We start from the raw sequence: 18,931 nt of genomic DNA on the forward strand, positions 1-18,931 counted from the left end.
CCACAAATACTTTTCAGTAATGCAACAAAAATACATTAACGGTGTATTGCATCAATTGTCATTTCGCAAATCTCGTGTGGTAAACGGGAGACGCGTTTACTATAAGAAGCCATTTCCTATATGGCTTCTAGTAGTATAAAAAACTAAGAGGCAGAGATAATTGTCAGGAATTATCTCTTAACCTCTTTTAATCTTACAACATCTATACCAATGATATATGAGACTACTATCTAACATGGAAATTTTTCTTTAACATTCGTGTTCAGGCTTCGTCCAACATTATATAATATGAAAGGGTTTCCAATTTATTGCGTGCAGTAATAAATATTTAGTAGTCTTTTTATTTTTAATAAAACCAAGCACCTAAGTAAGATGCTTGGAAAAAAAATACTTAAAAATTTCAAAAATAGAAAAAGAAAAATACTTTGTATATATTGTTAATGTATTATAATTTTATATATCTATATAATACACTTAAACTAATAAATCTCCTCAAATTCAATTAAATCTTTATATTTTAATCGTCTTCCTATAATCTTTAGAACTTCATTAAATCGTTCACCATCACTTAATGTTCTAGTATTGTATCGAAATGTAAACTCATTACAATACCCTTCCAAATGTTTAAATGATACATAGTGATAAATACCGATGATACCTCGTTTTAATTGACTCCAGAAACATTCAATACTATTTGTGTGATATTTACCTTTAGTGTAAATGCCTTTGTTATGTTCAATTACTTCATGCTTGTAATAATCATTTAATCCTTTGTAACCTTTCCATCCATCAGTTATTAAAGTGCTACCCTCAGCTACATGATTATGAATAATATCTTTTAATGTTGAACCTTTGGCATTTGGTATAACTCGTGTATACACAGAGCCCTCTGATATCATACCAAATACAGGTTTTTTAGTTTTAAGACTACGTCCTTGTGTATTTGCTACTTGTTTATATCTTTTGTTTCTTGTTTTCCCTCCAACATATGTTTCATCAGCTTGAGTATCTGTATCAAACATAAAATCTGTATCTTGAGCGAAATTATAACGAATTCTACTAAGCATAAACCAAGCAGTTTTTTGAGTAACATTTATGAATTTATGCAACTGAATACTACTAATCCCTTTTTTGTTAGAAGCAAATAAATAGATTGCCATAAACCATTTTCTTAATGGAATATGTGTAGATTCAAACATAGTACCTACAGTAATTGTAAATCGACTTTTACAATCTCTACATTTATAAAGACCATTGAAATGGCCTCTATTTTTAAGTTGATAATGCTTATGAGATTGACTGCCACAATGTGGACATACTGGTTCATTATTCCATCTTAAAGATTCTAAAAGTAATCTACAATCGTCATCAGTTTTTAAAGTGTCAATTAAATCAATAATAGATTTGAAAATAATATTATTTGAGTCCATTTTACTGTCCGTTATTAATATTATTATACTAATCGAGGCTTTATTTTTAAGCACTTAAATACAATACTTTATAAAATCAAAATCGACTATATTGTTGATTTATATTGAATTAACTAAAATATATTATTGTATTCAATTTTGAAGCTTTAACTAAAAAATTAACACAAAAAACCCCTTTGCATATAGTGCAAAGGGGTAAAGCAATTAACTTATAATTACTTAAATACAAGAATTAAAAACTTAACGTAAACTTAATATTGAAAACATCGTTTTAGAGATGCTCACTTACTACATATTTGATGAATAACAAAAATGTCAAATTAAGAAGATTTGTTGCTTTAGTAGAGCAGCTACTTCGTAGTAAGTTAGTCAGAGAATGTCTAATAGCTTTGATGTCAAGTCTGCTTTGCGATTTAATAATTAAGTTGTTGCAAATAGTTACTAAAAACTTAACGTAAACTTAATATTGAAATCATCGTTTTATAGATGCTCACTTACTACATATTTGATGTCCAAAACAAATAAAACTAGAAGATTGACTGTTCTGATGAAACAGTTACTTCGTAGTAAGTTAGTCAGAGAATGTCTACTAGCTTTGATATCAAGTATAGTTATTGAGTTGATAAAATTTGTATTATTTTTTATTTATAATACACTTAAGTAAACAAAAATCCAGCATTTGCTGGATTTTTTATGATATTATATTGGTACATTAATGTATATAGAAGCCATAATTATTTCATTATTAATCTTATTATAAACCTGAACTTTATTAATCTTTGGACGATTATATTTATTATTAGGATTATAAGTGAATTCTAGAATATTTCCTTCAATAGCATCTTGTTTTAAAATCTTTTTGCGAATATGTTGTTTTATAACATATCCATAATTTTTCATTTGCAATTCTCCGTATTCTGAAAGAATAACAGCTGAAGCATCTGACTCAAATGGAACATTTGTGTAGTTATATTCTTCTTCGGATATATTTCCGAATTCAAATTTAGTTGATTGGGCTAAACTTAATTGAACCAATAAAAAACTAAAAATAAAATAAATATTAAATTTCATACATAGTGTTATTGTATAAATATAAAAAACAAATCCCGCACTTAGAAATTCAGTGCGGGATTTTGTTTTATTTCTTTTTCATTAAAACTTCTTTCAGAGATTCTGTTTTTATTTTCTCAAAAAACTGTTTCAATTCATTGTATTTATCCGCTTCATAAACACCTTCTGGTAATAAAAATTGAATCGCTAACGTCAATTGTCCATCTTTCACTTTTACTTCTTGATAATATTCTAAACCAAGTTCAGTTTTGTGATGTGCTTTGTATTTTTCATCAATTATCACTTCGTAACCTTCTGGAATCTTAGATTTAACCTGAATATTAAACAAATAAGGATAATTAAATTCTATTTTGCGTTGACGATTAGTATCTTCAAAAGTATATTGTTTTAGAAATTCGCGCAAAGGATTAATAAATGTATAAAATGGAGCATTCGGAATTACAGTTTTTGCTTTATAGTTTTTAACGTAAGAATCAGTATCAAAAATCGTTTTATCATTAATTTCTTCGTCCAAACGCACATCTAAAGATTCAGTCAAATATCTATTCAAAACATTTTTTTCTTCTACATCATCATCATAAAAATAACCATTGAATTTGTCTTTACGATTGAGAACTAAATTTCCATTACTCAAAAAATCATACTTTAATGATGATTCGTAATAAGACAATTTTTGATTCAACTTTACAAACGAAGCATCACCTTTTTTGATGACAATTCCATGATAATTAAACACATCTAAAGGTCCAAATTCAATTTGCTCTTTATTTAATTTTGAAGCATCCAAAATAATATTTGAAGCGCCATTATTCAATTTCACAACCGTCAAAACAGAATTGAATTGATTGACAATTGGATAAGAAAACAAAATTTGTCCATGATGACGACTACTAAACATAACCATCGAAGTTTCGAAACCTTTGGCTGTTAAAATTTCATTCAATAAAAGATTCATATCTGCCGTAGAACCAGACTTTTCTTTCAATAAAGTTTTATTTGAACGCGTTGGAATAATTCCATAAAATCTGTTCCATTTTACATTTGAATCAATATATTCAATCACATTTTTCAAGGTTTCTACCTCATCTTTTCCGTTCGGAATATTTTGCGCAACATCTCTGATTGCAGAAGGATTTCGATACAAATCATATTGTGCATTTATATCTTGAATCAAATCTCTCCACGCGCTCATCGTAGTTTTCTTTGCACCATCTGTATGATAAGTTGCTGCCTGAATTTTGATACGTTCACTTTGATCTTCAGGATTATAAACGTATTTTAATTGATTATAACTTTGGATATTATGTAATAACCATTCTGTTGAACTTGATTTGCCTTTATACTTTGTATTCAAAGCATCACCAATTGTAATAATCGAATACGTACCATAAGCTTGATTATTTAATCGGAACTTGCTCGAGAGTGTAGGTATGTCGTGTTGAAAATTCCATGCATCAATAGAAAAATTGTATTCACTACTTTTGATATAAGTATACTCGATAATAGAACCAACTTTTACGTTTGGAAAAGTGAAACGTTTTGCAGCATACAATTCATTTAGAGAAACATCAAAAATCTCTTTCTCATCAATCGGAGTCATTTGCTCTACTCCATTTACAATATTAATTGTAACTCCCTTAATTCCGCTTATAGATTCATTTCTATTCTTGCTGTAATAATTCAGTTGTATATTTGCTTCATCAAGTCCTTTATCAGTCAGTATTTTGATTCTTCGTTTTACAGTCAAATAATAATTAGACGAAGTTAAATCCATTTTTCCTTCTTCCGAAAGAATAACAGCATCTGCATTTTTCTCAAAAGGAACTTGAGTTAAGTTAATTTCTTGTTCCGAAATTTTTCCGAATTTTAAATCTTTCGATTGCGCATTTGTATATAATGCAATAAATAAAAAGAGTAAAGTAATTTTTAATTTCATTTCAATTTGTAATTCCTGCAAAAGTACGATACACAATAATACATAAAGAATAATCTAAATAAAATTTTCGTTACTTTTCTATCAATTCTTCTAACGCTTTTTCTAAGGTAGGATATTGAAATTTGAAACCTGTTTCTTGAATTTTAGTTGCGTCAATTCTAGATCCATTTAGGACTAAACTACTCATCTCACCTAATGCTAATTTCATAACAAAAGCAGGAATATTTGGCATAAAAAAGGGTTTATTCATTTTTTTCGCTAACGTATGATTGAAAGTTGAGTGATTGATATTTTCTGGTGATGAAGCATTATAACTTCCTTTTATTTTATCATTACCCACAGCTTCCGCATACATTTGTAATAAATCTGCAATATGAATCCAAGGCATCCATTGTTTTCCGTCACCTAGATTTGCTCCTACACCAAGTTGAATAGGCTTCTTCAATAATTTGAAACCTTCGCCGTTTTTTGACAAAACCAAAGAAGTTCTAAGACAAACCACTCTTGCACCTATTTTTTCGAACTGATAAGCAGCATTTTCCCATGCGACACAAACTTTACCTAAAAAATCAATATTCGGTTCATCAGACTCTTTGAAAATCATATTCGAAGTAATTTGTCCATAATAAGCTGTTCCAGACGCGGAGATAAAAAATTTCAAATCAATATTCAATTTTTTGACATACTCAAAAAGTAAATTCGCTGTATCAACTCTACTCGAAAAAATTTCTTTTTTGTAAGAATTTGTCCATCTTTTCGCAATTAAGCTTCCAGCCAAATGAATAATTCCATCTAAATTTTCAAAAACTTTTTCATCAATTGTATCTTTATCCCAATGATAAAAAGGATGTTCAATCTCTTTTTCTCTTGTCAAAATGCGAACTTGATGTCCATTTTCAATTAAAATCTTTGTTAATTCTGAACCAATTAATCCACTTCCACCAGTCAATAGAATATTCATACTAAAATTTTTTCCTAATTTAGCTCATTCCAAAAATATAAACCAATGTTTAAAGGTAGATTTCCTTATCTAAAAAGAATGGGGGCTGATGAAGAAAAGAAGCTAAAACAAAAAATATTCGATATAGTTTTTGAAGCTGATACACCTTATGGAAAACTTTTTGACATCTCGTTATTACTTTTAATTTTATTAAGTGTAGGTTTGGTTATGTTGGAGTCTATTCCAGCAATTAATGCGAGACACCATACAGTTTTAGTATCTTTAGAATGGATTTTAACCTTTTTGTTTACTATAGAATATTTATTAAGAATCTATTGTGTTAAAAATCGTTGGCGATATATTTTTAGTTTTTATGGAGTTATTGATTTATTGTCTATTTTACCATTTTATCTTGGTTTAGTTTTACCTACAAGTAAGTACTTAGCAAGTATTCGTATTTTAAGATTGTTACGTATTTTCAGAATTTTTAACCTTACACGATTTACACGTGGGAAAAATGTGTTGGTGTTAGGGCTGAAAGAAAGTAAAGATAAAATCATCGTTTTCTTATCATTTGTAGTATTAATTGTTGTTGTAATTGGCTCTATCATGTATATGGTGGAACATGATCATCCTGAATCTGGTTTCACAAGTATACCAATCAGTATTTATTGGGCAATTGTCACTTTAACAACAGTAGGTTATGGCGATATTTCTCCTGTCACTGGTTTGGGACAATTTTTAGCGTCTGTTGTTATGATTATAGGTTATGGTGTAATTGCTGTTCCCACAAGTATTGTAACAATGGAAATGAATAAAGCGGCTAGACACAAAGAAGACATTCCTACAAACACACAAAGATGTCGCAATTGTGGCGATGATTATCACCTAGATGGTGCTATTTATTGCAAAACTTGCGGACATCTTTTAAATGAGCCTTAAAATTTATCCAAATTAATAAATCGATTATTGTCAATATGATTAACGTATTCGTAATTTTTGGTGTAATTAATTGACATATTCAATTCATAACCAACCAACATCAAAATCACATTGATGTATACAAAAATCATCATAATCATCACTAATCCAAGCGATCCATACAACAAATCAATGTTTGTAAAATAACTTAAATACGAATTAAAACCAATCACAGTTAACAAGAACAAAACTGAAGTCAAAATAGCACCAGGTAAAACTGTACTACGCGATTTTTTGTGATTTGGTCCGAAATAATACAGCATACACATCGAAACAAAGTAGAAAAGAAATACCGAAAAATAGTTGATTAAATATGAAAATTGACCAAGTTTACTTAGGAATGAAACGTTGGTTAAGTATTTCCAAATAATTGATGTTGAATACGATAAAAACACTTGCAACACGATAAAAGCTGTAAAAAACAAGGTTAAAATTATCGAAATCATTCTCGATTTAGAGTTTTTTCGCTTCACATAAACATCTTGATACGAGACATTAAATCCATTAATAATTCCTTGAATTCCGTTAGATGACATAAAAATTGTAATCAAAATCAAGAAATAATTCACTTTACGTTTTCCTTGTACAGCCGTCGTTTTATCAATATACGAAATCACTTCGTTACTTACATGTTTAGGTAAAAGTTGAGGAAGAAGTTGCGTAAACAGTAAGTTTTTTATCTCTTGGTAATAAGCCAAATGCGGTAAAACACTGAACAAAAAAAGCAAAAATGGAAACATACTAAAAAATAAAATCCAAGAAACTGCTGCCGAACGCAACGGAAAATTACCTTTCATGACGCGAATCCAAAAAACTTTCAAGAAATCATATACCGTGATGCCCGTATTTTTGTTCATCAATTTTGTTTTCGACCAATCTCGAAAATAATTTATTCCTGTATATGTTTTAAAATCTTGTAGAATGCGCATATTTTTGTCTCAATAAATAATTTTGAATGAATATTACGACCATTTGTATCGGTAAAACAGACGAAAAAGCCATCGAAATGCTATTACAAAAGTATGAAAATCGATTGCCTTCGCACATTAATTATCAAAGAATTGAAATTCCTGACATCAAAAATCGTAAAAATTTGTCCGAAATTCAACAAAAACAAAAAGAAGCTGAGCAAATTTTGAGTAAAATCGTCAATACAGATTTTGTGATCATTTTGGATGAAAAAGGAAAACAGCCTACTTCGAAGCAATTTGCAGATGATATTCAAAATTACATGAATCAATCTGTCAAAAATCTTGTCTTTGTGATTGGTGGTCCTTATGGTTTTGACGAATCTGTTTACAATCGTGGAAATAAAAAAATGTCTTTATCCAATATGACATTTACGCATCAAATGGTTCGCTTATTTTTAACAGAGCAAATTTACCGAGGATTTAGTATATTGCAGGGTAAACCTTATCATCATGAATAACACCTCTCCGTTTGAAGAATTTGTTCCAAAGCAAGAAAATAAACTAAGTTTTGGCATTGGAAAAGCACTTTTGTATAGCGCGATTGCAGTGATTATGATGCAATTTGCTGGCGGACTTGTTTCTGCTCCTGCACTTTTTTACAAACCGCTTAATCACGTTCTTTTACCATTAGGATTTTTAACAGGAACGGTTTGTGCAATTGTTATTTTATTGATGTTGACACAAACTAAATTTGCATCAATTTTAAAAGATATCAAACACTCTTTTACACCAATTCAGCTTATATTATCAATAGCTTGTTGGTTATTTCTTTTGCCTTTAGCCGAAGTTGCAACAAGTTTAATCCCAACAACTGGACCTTTAGAAGAAATCTATAAAATTTTTCAAGCTTCTTTTGAAATGATGTTAGATTATAAAATCGCAGGGTTTATTATGATTTGTATTTTAGCTCCAATTTTCGAAGAAATTATTTTTAGAGGAATAATCTTGAAAGGAATGCTAAATTTCAATATAAATCCAACCACTGCAATCTTAATCAATGGATTTATTTTTGGATGCGCACACATGAATCCTTGGCAATTTATAGGCGCTGGACTTTTAGGAATCATTTTTGGAGTAGTTTATTACCGTACAAAATCGTTGTTTTTGCCTATGTTATTACATTTCTTAAACAACACACTTTCTTACTCGTTAATGCTGATACAGGGCGATATGGAAGGCGAAGTTTTTGCGCAAAGAGATTATTTATTAATTGGAGGAATGACACTTATCGGAATTTTATCTGTCTATTTATTAATCAAAAAAACAGAACAAAAAACAATATAAATGGAATTAATTTTTGCCACACATAACAACAATAAAGTAAAAGAAGTTACAAAAATGTTACCTTCTTACCTATCGATGAAATCGTTGACTGATATTAATTTCTTTGATGAAATTGAAGAAACTGGAACAACTTTCGAAAAAAATGCACAACTGAAAGCGAAAACTATTTTTGATAAAACTGGGAAAAATATCTTTGCAGATGATTCTGGATTAGTGATAGAAGCCTTAGATGGCGCGCCTGGTGTATATTCTGCTCGATATGCAGGAACAGGAAAAGACGAAGATAATATTGCAAAAGCGTTGAAAGAATTGGAAGGAAAAACGAATCGAAAAGCGTATTTTATTTCTATTTTCTGTTTAATTTTGGATGGAAAGGAATATTTTTTCGAAGGACGAGTGAACGGAACTATTGCAACTGAAATTATGGGTGACAATGGTTTTGGCTACGATCCGATTTTTATTCCTGATGGTTTTTCAAAATCTTTTGCACAAATGTCTCCTGAAGAAAAAAATGCAATTAGCCACCGAGGAAAAGCTGTCGAAAAATTAAACGATTTTTTAACTAATCTAAACGTAAATTGAGTTTACAACTAACAATATTAGGATTTAATTCGGCATTACCAACAGCTTTTACGCATCCGACCGCTCAATTATTAAATATAGCAGAACGCTATTTTTTGATCGATTGTGGCGAAGGAACACAAGTACAATTGCGAAAAGCGAAGGCTAAATTCAACCGAATAAATCACATTTTTATATCGCATTTGCATGGTGATCATGTTTTTGGATTGATTGGATTAATTTCTACACTTCAATTGCTTGGTCGCGATATGCCTTTGCATATCCATGGTCCGAAAGGAATTGAGGAATTTATTACGACACAATTGCGCTTAACAGAATCTAATAATTCATTCGAGATTATTTTCAATGAATTACATACAAAAGAATCTGTTTTAGTTTTTGAAGATGATAAAGTTGAAGTTTATTCTATTCCACTAAATCACCGAGTTTATACAAATGGTTATCTTTTTCGAGAAAAGCCAAAACCTCGAAAATTGAATATGGATACAATCGAGGAATTTCCTGAAATTGAAATCTGCGATTATCAAAATTTGAAAAATGGAAAAGATTTTACGTTAGAATCTGGAAAAATAATTCCGAATGATTATTTAACGTTTGATGCTCAAAAATCATTGAGTTACGCGTTTTGTTCAGACACAAAATATAAACCGGATATTGTTCCTATTATAAAAGATGTCGATTTGTTGTATCATGAATCAACATTTTTGCATGAATTGAAAGATTTAGCAGTTTACACAGGACATACAACTGCAAAAGAAGCTGGAATGATTGCGAAACAAGCCAATGTAAAAAAATTAATTTTAGGTCATTTTTCTAATCGTTATCACGATTATAAACCTTTATTAATCGAAGCGCAAGAAGAATTCACGAATACCTCTTTACCTGAGTTGTTGAAAACAATAAAAATAGAAAGTCTCTAATCAAAATATAAAAAAATCCGTTCGATGATTCGAACGGATTTTTTGTTTAGGAAACAACTTCTATAAAACTACCTTTTTCTTCATCTTTTGTAATTTGAAGCGCTACTGGAATTCGATCTTTTAATTCGTCAACATGAGAAATAATACCGACAATTCGGTTCTCTTTTTGCAAACTCATCAACGTTTCAAACACGATATTTACCGCATCCGCATCTTGCGTTCCAAAACCTTCATCAATAAAAAAGAAGTTTTTATCTGACTTCGCATTTGTTTGCACACTCTCTGCCAAAGCCAAAGCCAAACTCAACGAAACTTGGAAAGATTGTCCTCCAGAGAGCGTTTTAACACTACGTGAACGACCTTCATTCAAATAATCAATAATCTCAAAATCATTGTTGTCATTCATTTGTAAACTCAATTGATTTCTCGTCATTCGATGAAATCGCACATTTGCGTTATCACATAACTGTTTCAAATAAATAGACGAAACATATTGCACAAATCCTGCTGAATTAAACAAATTTCGCATCGTTTGTAAATTCGTCGCTCGTTTTTTCAATTTTTCCAATTCAATTAACAAATCTTTCTTTTCTGCAAAAGATTTATTCAATCGCTCAATTTCAGTTTTTGTTTTGGTTAAAATTTCGCTCGCTTCTTTCAATTGATTTGTCACAAAAATTAATTTTTCTTCTTGAGTTTTATAAATCGTTTCATCAAAAGAAACTTCCGCTAATTTTTGCTCTAATTCTTGAATTGAACTTTTTAATGTTTCGAACAAAATTCTAAAATCTTCTAATTCTTTTCTGATTTCAGAAACATTAAACTGTTGATTTAAAACTAATTGAACTTCTTCAATATTTTGTATTTGATTTTTTTCTAATGATTTTTCTAATTGATTTTGATTAATAGCCAATTCTTCTTTCAACTCAATGATTTGTTTTTCAATCAATTCGATTGAAGTTTTTTGAGAAGCTAATTTTGGATTTAATTGATTTAAACTTTCTATAAATTGAATATAATTTTGTTCAATTTTCGCATTATTAAGTTTTAAATCATTCAAATTCTGTAGCACATTTTCTGTTGTTTTACTTTGAAAATCTTCAAAATTCAATACTTTTAAATTTGCTTGATTTTGCTTGATTTGCGAAGCTTTTTCAGTTTCTTCTAATCTAAATTTTTCTAAAGCATTTTTATATTTTTCAACAGATTGACGTTCTTTTTCTAAAGTTTCGCGAAAAGTTTCAATCTCTTTATTTTTATCCGAAATTGTTTTATCCAAAGCAATAGCTGCTTTCTTTTTTTCTTCAAACAATTCAACATTTTTTGGATCAAAATCTATCCAAACAAACAAATTCAAATGATTTTCTTGTTCAATTTTCAACTCATTCAAAACTTGATTTTCTTGTTCAATTTGTTTTTCAATAAACTGTTTTTGATCAATATTTTTTTGAACTTCATTTTGTTTTTTCTGAAGTGATTTTAACTTTTCATCAATTTGATTTAATTCATTATCTACAATTTCAAATTTCGTTGAAATATCATCAATCTCAACAATATTTGGATGCTCTAAAGCGCCACAAAGCGGACAAGATTCACCTTCGTGTAAATTATGTGCAAAATGTGCCAACTTTTGCTGAACTTCTAGTTCATTTTTCTGTTTTTCAGTTGATTTTTTAGCTAATTCAAGCTTTTCAAATTCAGAATTAAACCAATTTTCAAAACTTGAAATCTCAATATTTTTTGTTTTTAATTGAGTTTCAAAAACATTAATTTGTTGCTTTTGTTCTTCTATTTTAGATTGTTGTTTCTGAATAGATTGCTGTAAATTTTGATTCTGAACAAACCAATTTCCTACTTCCATCAAAGTCTGAGAATCTATTTTTGACTCAGCTAAAGTTTTGACTTCTTTTTCAGATGATTTGATTGAAGCTTCAATTTTTTGTTCATTTTTCTGAACCTCTTCAACTTCTCTCAAACCTTTTGCTGTTCTCACTTTTAACTTTTCTATTTCCTCTGAAAAAGTTAAAATCTGAACAATTAATTCTAAATCCGTTTCTTCTTTTCGTTTTATTGGTAAAGCTTCATAATCAGTTTTAATCGCTTCAATTTGGTTCGAAATTTCTTTGATTTGATTTTCGATTAAAGCCAATTGTTTTTGTTGATTCTCAACTGAAATTGACTTTTCTTCAATCTGATTTGAAACTTTTTTATGATTTTCTAAAAGTTGAGAAAACACATTAAAAATCAATTCATAGCGCTCTATTTCAACTTTACGTTGATCCATCTCATTTTTCTGAACTGAAACTTTTTCGAATTCAATTTTCTTTTGATTTAACGTCTCAAAATCTGATTTCAACGCTTTTAAACGTTGAAATGATTCATTCAATTGATTATATTCTTCTTGAACTTGATTGGTAACTTTTGTTTGCTCAATCAAATTATCTTCAAGCTCTTTTATTCTTTCTTCCGAAACTTCTTCAAATCCAGATAATTTTCCTTCAAATTGATTCAGATTCGTTAAGTTTTGAGAATTTAAAGCCGCAACTTTATCTTGTAAATCATAACGATGAAGTCCAAAAATTTCCTTCATCATTTGTGTTCGATCTTTAGCGCCCAACTCAATAAACTCCTTGAATTGTCCTTGCGGAATAATAATTGTTCGCTTGAAATTTTCGTAGCTCAACCCAATTATTTCCTCTGCTTTTGAATGATTAAGCGGAATCCATTCATTGTCTTTTTGCTCATAAAAAACAACTGTTGGCGATTTTACATCTTCAAAACGTTTCGAATTTCGTTTAAATTCGCGCGTTGCTCTAAATAATTTTTGTTCAAAATTATAGAAATCAAACTCGATATATGACAAATTCGATTTCAAATTCATCATATTATAAGCGCGTTTATCTTTGGAATTTAAACGCTCTGTTTCTCCATACAAAACGTACATAATCGCTTCCAAAATTGACGATTTCCCTGAACCTACATTCCCAAAAATTCCAAATAATCCTGCTTCAGTTAATTCAGAAAAGTCAATTGTTTGGCGCTCTTGGTATGAATAAAGTCCTTCTATGGTTAATTTTACTGGAATCATTTTTTAAGTTTAAGGTTTAGATTAAGGATAAGATTTCTTGATATCATAATATAACTTCAAAAAATAATCAATTTAACTATTTAAAATTTCGTTAAACAAATCCTTTATTTCGTCGTTTGGTTCTTGATTTCCATTCTTCGATTTGAAATAATCTGTAAACAATTCTTTCATATCTTTTGATTGATCTGCAAACTTATATTCAATCGTTTCAATTTCTTGATTTTTAACTTTCGGAATCAAATGAATAATTCCATCATGTGATTGATAAATCAATTTTCGTTCATCAGCTTTCAAAAAAGAATCACTTTCTAAAGTCAATTCAACCAACGCATTTTGATTTTCATTCAACCATTCTACAGCAATATTTATATCATCAAAAGTTTTTCGAATAAGTGGTTTTCCGTTCTTTAATTCAACTTTATGATAAGAAATAGTTTGATTTGGCTCAGCTTCAATAATCGAAACATATTTGGTTTGACCAGCTTCGGAAAAGCTATAACACAAAGGCGAAGAGCTATACACAACAGGCTTTATTTCCGTTCCGATATTCTTAAAACCATGCAAATGTCCCAAAGCTGTATATTGAATTTGAGGCGGAATAGCTTCGGAAAAAATCATGTCTGCATTTCCAATTTTAATCGGTTTTTCACCTTCTGGTTCCTCTAAAATTTCAGCACCTTTTTGGTTCATATACAGATGCGCCATCAACAAATTAACTCCATTTTCGTCACAATATTCATTCGCAATATTTTTCCAATTTGTCGCTAAAACTTCATTCAAAGCTTCTTCTTTATTCTCTCCAAAATATTGTTTCAAACAGATTTCATTTGCATAAGGCGTATGAATGATTCGAATCGGAAAATCGAAAGAATTTAATTTCAATTCAATCATTCCTTCAACTGATTTCGAAATTTTGAAATCATTTAATTCAAATTCCTGAATTTTTGCATTTGGATAACCAATCAAAATAATTCCACATTCACGTGCCAACGGATCTGGCGCATCAATCAAACTTGGAGAATCGTGATTACCAGAAATCGCTACAACAGGACGTTTTCCGTTATTCGAAAGTCTTTTTAATGTTTTATAAAATAATTCTACAGCTTCTACACTAGGATTAAAATTATCAAATAAATCGCCCGCAATAAGTACCAAATCGACTTGTTGTTGATCTGCAATTTCGACAATTTCATTCATCACTAAAATTTGCTCTTCTAATCGTGAAAAACTATCCAATTTTTTGCCCAAATGCCAATCGGCTGTATGTAGAATTTTTATCATTATTCTTCCGTTTCTGGTTTATTTTTATCGTTAAATTGCTGATTAATTGCTTTCAATCTAGCTTTTCGTTCGGCCTCAGCTTCTTGCGCTTTACGCTTCTTTTGATCTAACTTTTTCTTGTGTGCCTTTTTATTTGCGTCTGTATTTCTACTCATTTCTATTTGGTTTAAAATTAATTATTCTCCACGCCAAATGATGTCGCAAAGTTAGATTAAATGATAAAGAATTGTAAAACTTTTGTCCAACTAAATTGAAATTATTAACTTAGGTAGAAAGTAATCGAATTTATTAATTTTAAAACATTTATAATGGGAAAAGGCGATAAAAAATCGAGAAGAGGAAAAATTGTGAATGGCTCTTATGGTGTAAAACGTCCGAGACATAAGTATTATTATGAGGAAGATGTGGTTGAAGAAAAACCAACCAAAAAAGCTAAAAAGTAATTTTAAAAAGCTGAAAATCATTCTTGATTTTCAGCTTTTTTATTTTATTGAATTTTTAGACATTCTAACAAAAATCATTAAATACAAAATCATCAGCCTCGTTATCTTTGCCGAAACAAAAACAACATGAAAGCAATTTTATTTGCCTTATTTCTATTATTGAATACTACAATTTTTGCTCAATCTCTTGAAATAAAATCACCAAATGAACTTCCTAAAAATGATCAACGTACAAAGATATTTTTGGGAGGAACGATTGATATGGGAAATTCTGAAGATTGGCAAGCAAAAGTTTCAAAAGAATTGAAAAATGAAAAAGTCATCTTGCTAAATCCTCGTCGTGATGATTGGAATACCGCTTGGAAACCTGTAAAAGAAGAGCCCGAATTTCGAAAACAAGTGGAATGGGAATTGAATGCATTGGAAAATGCAGACTATATTATTATGTTTTTTGGGAAAGATTCTAAAAGTCCGATTAGTTTGTTGGAAATGGGATTGTATGCAAAAAGTGGAAAACTTTTGGTGATTTGTCCAGATGGTTTTTGGCGAAAAGGGAATGTTGATATTACGGCAGAAAAATATGGTGTGAAACAATTTGATTCAATAGAAAATGTGTTGGATTATTTAAAAAATATTCTAAAATAAATAATTAAAAAAGAGAGATTTAAGTTGAAACATGAAAGGTTTAACATATAATTTTATTTCTCAAAATCTTATTTTAAAAATTTATGTTTTAGCTTTGAAACCGCTTTAATAGTAAGTTTTAGAGATTATGAAACATAATGATTTGGAAATTAATCGGTTGATTGAACGATTAGAATCTTTAGGAATTTTGGTCGAAAAAATCGAGAGTTCTGGTTTTGGTAGTATGTTAAATTTTGAAATGATTTATCAACTTCCTGAACAAAATATTTCTAACGCTATCAATTTTAGACGTTTTGATATACAAGATGTTTATCTTTATTTCAAAGAAGCTGTTAACCAAAAAGGAGATTTACTTTTTATAGAATAAACGAAAAATGCTCAAGAATTTTGAGCATTTTTTTATTTCAATTTTTGTAAGTCATTAACCGTATAAAACTTCATATCATTATTCTTCACAAACTTGCAAATCTCTTCTAAGGTTTTAAATTCAGTTTCATAATTATTACTTGCTTTTGCAACTGTTTTATGCGCATAAAAAACGACTATCTTATTGTTATCTTTTGCATATTGCAACAACGAAATAAAATAAGGCACACTAAAATGCGCGTAACTATTATCGATTCCTAAACCAAAAAATAACGGTTTATTTTGATAATAACAGTTCTGAAAATTAGGTGCTTCGTTTCCATAAGTTGTTCCTCTTAATGTTTTAAAATGATTGAAAAGTAATTGATCCGATTCTACACTTCGATCGCCATAAGGATAAGAAAAATCGGTTACATCAAGTCCTTTGTTTTTCATCAAACTTAGCATTGGAGCGATTTCTTTATCAATAAATTCTTTTTCTCCAAATTCTTTTATATACTTTGTTGTATGAACGTGATTTAAACCATGCGCAGCAATCTCGTTTCCGTTTTGTTGCAGATAAGTCAACTCACGAATTTCATTCTCCGAAAGCTTATCAAAATGCGTTACATAGAACGTTCCTTTCCAATTGTATTGTTTCAATTTTATATTCGCATTGAACCATTCGTCCACATAATCATCATCAAAAGTAAGCACCACTCCTCCTCTATTTGTAGATTTTTTTGGTTCTTTTATCGCATCTTCTTCGTGTGTACAGCTATTCAACACAAAAATTGAAATTAAGCAAATAAAATAATAGTTAAGTTTTAGCATTCTTTATCAGTAAGTTTTAGTACTTAAATATACCGAAAAAGTAAATCTTAAAATGAGAAACTTTTAAAATTAAGCAAATCTTAATTTTAGATCATTTTGAAGCTATTTTAAACAAAAAAACCACTCAAAATTGAGTGGTTTTTAGAAGCTTATTTTTATCTATTTTAAAAAATATTATATCCTAAGACAAATGAAATCGTAGAATATTTTGAATTCCAATATACATAATCAAATAGATTACGATCAGTTAAATATCTTAATTCAACATTAAATTTATTATTATAATTATAACCTATCCCAAAGGCAAAATTTCTTCTAGATTTTATATCCATCTCTTTATAAGTCTGACCTCCTCTACTAAAATCTATTGATGAATTTAAATCTAAATTAAACATATACTGTGCATTTGCAAAAATTTTTGATTTGTTATCAATAAAAAAATAGTGTCTAAAACCAATTGGAAATTCAATATTTTTATAATTAACAGATGCAACATCATCTAAGTTATTTATCTTATCTTTCTTTTTATCATAAGATTGAAATGTAGGCTCTAAAATAACACTCCATTTCTTCTTATTAAAAGGCAAAATAAATTCTGATTCAATTCCAATCCCAAAAGAAGTTTTATTACCAAAATTAATAGCTTCATTATTACTATTAATATTTAATTTAGAATTATTTAATCTTGGTCTTACCCATAAATTAAAATCAACTCTTTTAGATTCTTTCGTAAAAGTTAAGTCAGAACCTTTACAGATATTAATTTCTGTAAAAAGTTTTATTAATTCACTTTCTCTGTAATTTACTTTTTTAATTCTATCATTAGAAATCGATTCACATTTGAAATTTTGAGCAATTTGTCCTCTAAATGTTCTGTTATAAGCAAATTGATTTGTAGAAACTTCATATTTTTTATACACTAATTGCTCAATATCTCCAGTATTATTTTTGTAAAAAAATCTCTTCAAATTATAATCATTGTAACCATATAATGAAGCATCACCTTCTATCAATACTTTCAAAAATAATTTTTCTTCTTTAAAGTCTGGTTCTTCATTCGAGCTTATTTTATCCAAATCTTCAGAAGATCGATCAATCTTAACATCCGCTCTAACATATTTGGATTGATTATCAATTCCAAATTCTTTTACTTGATTTATTGTTGCAATCTCTACTTTAGAAGTTTCATTATTTTTATACTCTATTGATTTGGGATTATTTAGCCAGTCTACATTTTTGATTAAAACAACTTGTTTTTGATTATTGTTATCAATTAAATAACCTTGTTCAAATCTGATTTGTGCTTGGATAGTAATTGACAATAAGAATACTAAGATTAATTTTAATTCTTTCATAAGTGATTATAGTGTTTAATTTGATACAAACATAAACAAAAAAACCACTCAAAATTGAGTGGTTTAGAAAATACTATATTGTAATTTATATCTGCTGATACATAAAATTTTCACCTAGATAAACGCGACGAACATCTTCATCATTTGCTAATTCTTCTGGCGAACCTTCTTTTAGGATTTTACCTTCGAACATAATATATGTTTTATCGGTAATTGCAAGTGTTTGCGATACATTGTGATCGGTAATTAAGATTCCGATGTTTTTATCTTTTAACGAACGTACAATCTTCTGAATATCCTCAACCGCAATTGGGTCAACTCCAGCAAAAGGCTCATCTAATAAGATAAAATTAGGTTCTGTTGCCAAACAACGTGCAATTTCGCAACGACGACGTTCACCTCCAGAAAGTAAATCTCCACGGTTTTTACGAACATGTTCCAACGAAAACTCTTCAATCAAAGCATCTGTACGCATTTGTTGTTCTTTTTTGGAATGTTTCGTGAATTGTAAAACAGATTTGATGTTATCTTCTACAGAAAGTTTACGAAAAACAGAGGCTTCTTGCGCCAAATATCCAATACCTTTTTGCGCGCGTTTGTACATCGCATCATTCGTGATATCTTGTTTATCTAAAAAAACTTTTCCTTGCGTGGCCTTTACCAAACCAACAATCATATAGAAAGAAGTCGTTTTACCAGCACCATTTGGTCCTAATAATCCAATAATTTCTCCTTGTTCTACTTGAAAAGACACATTTTTTACGACGTGTTTTTTACCGTAATCTTTTACTAAATTCTGACCTTTTAATACAATTCCCATATCGC

At 29.3% G+C, this 18,931-nt stretch carries 19 protein-coding genes; 8 read left to right on the forward strand and 11 right to left on the reverse strand.

Annotated elements, in window-relative coordinates; all coding sequences use genetic code 11:
• Positions 1-479: 479 nt before the first annotated feature.
• The 4 genes from N5D90_RS11535 to N5D90_RS11550 all read right to left on the reverse strand — a co-directional run bounded on the left by N5D90_RS11535 (position 480) and on the right by N5D90_RS11550 (position 5,398).
• Entirely contained in the window at positions 480-1,430 is a 951-nt protein-coding gene (locus tag N5D90_RS11535; RefSeq protein WP_280062526.1) for an IS1595 family transposase, read from the reverse strand.
• Positions 1,431-2,129: 699 nt separating this feature from the next.
• Complete coding sequence (locus N5D90_RS11540) at positions 2,130-2,501, reverse strand: hypothetical protein (protein WP_280062527.1); 372 nt, start codon at positions 2,499-2,501, stop codon at positions 2,130-2,132.
• 67 nt (positions 2,502-2,568) lie between these two features.
• Positions 2,569-4,437: a DUF3857 domain-containing protein gene (locus N5D90_RS11545; protein ID WP_280062528.1), complete on the reverse strand. Its 1,869-nt coding sequence runs from the start codon at positions 4,435-4,437 to the stop codon at positions 2,569-2,571.
• Positions 4,438-4,507: 70 nt separating this feature from the next.
• Positions 4,508-5,398, reverse strand: a complete 891-nt coding sequence (locus N5D90_RS11550; protein WP_280062529.1) for a TIGR01777 family oxidoreductase — start codon at positions 5,396-5,398, stop codon at positions 4,508-4,510.
• A gap of 45 nt (positions 5,399-5,443) precedes the next feature.
• On the opposite strand from N5D90_RS11550, the gene N5D90_RS11555 reads away from it, so the two are divergent.
• Positions 5,444-6,319, forward strand: coding sequence for an ion transporter (locus N5D90_RS11555; RefSeq protein ID WP_180904933.1), 876 nt, complete (start codon positions 5,444-5,446; stop codon positions 6,317-6,319).
• Here N5D90_RS11555 and N5D90_RS11560 read toward each other — a convergent pair.
• The gene (locus N5D90_RS11560) at positions 6,316-7,287 is read right to left on the reverse strand and encodes a YihY/virulence factor BrkB family protein (protein WP_280062530.1); all 972 of its coding nucleotides are present in this window, start codon (positions 7,285-7,287) and stop codon (positions 6,316-6,318) included. The two genes, N5D90_RS11555 and N5D90_RS11560, sit on opposite strands and share 4 nt — an antisense overlap.
• A gap of 26 nt (positions 7,288-7,313) precedes the next feature.
• On the opposite strand from N5D90_RS11560, the gene rlmH reads away from it, so the two are divergent.
• Genes rlmH through N5D90_RS11580 form a run of 4 tightly spaced genes read left to right on the forward strand, consistent with a single transcriptional unit; the run spans position 7,314 to position 10,115 of the window.
• Positions 7,314-7,787 carry a 23S rRNA (pseudouridine(1915)-N(3))-methyltransferase RlmH gene (gene rlmH, locus N5D90_RS11565; protein WP_038334530.1) on the forward strand — a complete coding sequence of 158 codons (474 nt, stop codon included), beginning with the start codon at positions 7,314-7,316 and terminating at the stop codon, positions 7,785-7,787.
• Positions 7,780-8,613, forward strand: a complete 834-nt coding sequence (locus N5D90_RS11570) for a CPBP family intramembrane glutamic endopeptidase (protein ID WP_280062531.1) — start codon at positions 7,780-7,782, stop codon at positions 8,611-8,613. The genes rlmH and N5D90_RS11570 overlap by 8 nt, the downstream gene beginning before the upstream one ends.
• Positions 8,614-9,195 (forward strand): RdgB/HAM1 family non-canonical purine NTP pyrophosphatase, encoded by a 582-nt coding sequence (gene rdgB, locus N5D90_RS11575; RefSeq protein WP_280062532.1) that lies wholly within the window; start codon positions 8,614-8,616, stop codon positions 9,193-9,195.
• Positions 9,192-10,115, forward strand: coding sequence for a ribonuclease Z (locus N5D90_RS11580; protein WP_115001353.1), 924 nt, complete (start codon positions 9,192-9,194; stop codon positions 10,113-10,115). The genes rdgB and N5D90_RS11580 overlap by 4 nt, the downstream gene beginning before the upstream one ends.
• A 46-nt stretch (positions 10,116-10,161) precedes the next feature.
• Here the strand turns inward: N5D90_RS11580 and N5D90_RS11585 are convergent, their stop codons facing one another.
• The 3 genes from N5D90_RS11585 to N5D90_RS11595 all read right to left on the reverse strand — a co-directional run bounded on the left by N5D90_RS11585 (position 10,162) and on the right by N5D90_RS11595 (position 14,639).
• On the reverse strand, positions 10,162-13,203 hold the full coding sequence (locus N5D90_RS11585) for an SMC family ATPase (protein ID WP_280062533.1): 3,042 nt from the start codon (positions 13,201-13,203) through the stop codon (positions 10,162-10,164).
• A gap of 72 nt (positions 13,204-13,275) precedes the next feature.
• Positions 13,276-14,481, reverse strand: coding sequence for an exonuclease subunit SbcD (locus tag N5D90_RS11590; RefSeq protein ID WP_280062566.1), 1,206 nt, complete (start codon positions 14,479-14,481; stop codon positions 13,276-13,278).
• 2 nt (positions 14,482-14,483) lie between these two features.
• Positions 14,484-14,639, reverse strand: coding sequence for a hypothetical protein (locus tag N5D90_RS11595; protein ID WP_162835350.1), 156 nt, complete (start codon positions 14,637-14,639; stop codon positions 14,484-14,486).
• Between the two features lie 153 nt (positions 14,640-14,792).
• Here N5D90_RS11595 and N5D90_RS11600 point away from each other — a divergent pair, with 153 nt between their 5' ends.
• From N5D90_RS11600 to N5D90_RS11610, 3 genes are all read left to right on the forward strand, one after another.
• Positions 14,793-14,927, forward strand: a complete 135-nt coding sequence (locus tag N5D90_RS11600; RefSeq protein ID WP_219033578.1) for a 30S ribosomal protein THX — start codon at positions 14,793-14,795, stop codon at positions 14,925-14,927.
• A gap of 126 nt (positions 14,928-15,053) precedes the next feature.
• The gene (locus N5D90_RS11605) at positions 15,054-15,572 is read left to right on the forward strand and encodes a nucleoside 2-deoxyribosyltransferase domain-containing protein (protein ID WP_125348795.1); all 519 of its coding nucleotides are present in this window, start codon (positions 15,054-15,056) and stop codon (positions 15,570-15,572) included.
• Positions 15,573-15,699: 127 nt separating this feature from the next.
• Entirely contained in the window at positions 15,700-15,939 is a 240-nt protein-coding gene (locus N5D90_RS11610) for a hypothetical protein (protein WP_038334521.1), read from the forward strand.
• A 32-nt stretch (positions 15,940-15,971) separates the two neighbouring features.
• Here N5D90_RS11610 and N5D90_RS11615 read toward each other — a convergent pair whose 3' ends face one another.
• From N5D90_RS11615 to lptB, 3 genes are all read right to left on the reverse strand, one after another.
• Positions 15,972-16,751: a polysaccharide deacetylase family protein gene (locus N5D90_RS11615; RefSeq protein WP_280062534.1), complete on the reverse strand. Its 780-nt coding sequence runs from the start codon at positions 16,749-16,751 to the stop codon at positions 15,972-15,974.
• A 164-nt stretch (positions 16,752-16,915) separates the two neighbouring features.
• Positions 16,916-18,106: a tRNA modification GTPase gene (locus N5D90_RS11620; RefSeq protein WP_280062535.1), complete on the reverse strand. Its 1,191-nt coding sequence runs from the start codon at positions 18,104-18,106 to the stop codon at positions 16,916-16,918.
• 85 nt (positions 18,107-18,191) lie between these two features.
• Complete coding sequence (lptB, locus tag N5D90_RS11625; protein ID WP_125348857.1) at positions 18,192-18,920, reverse strand: LPS export ABC transporter ATP-binding protein; 729 nt, start codon at positions 18,918-18,920, stop codon at positions 18,192-18,194.
• Positions 18,921-18,931 lie beyond the last annotated feature (11 nt).

The sequence above is a fragment of the Empedobacter sp. GD03797 genome (genome assembly GCF_029842105.1).
Taxonomy (GTDB): domain Bacteria; phylum Bacteroidota; class Bacteroidia; order Flavobacteriales; family Weeksellaceae; genus Empedobacter; species Empedobacter falsenii_C.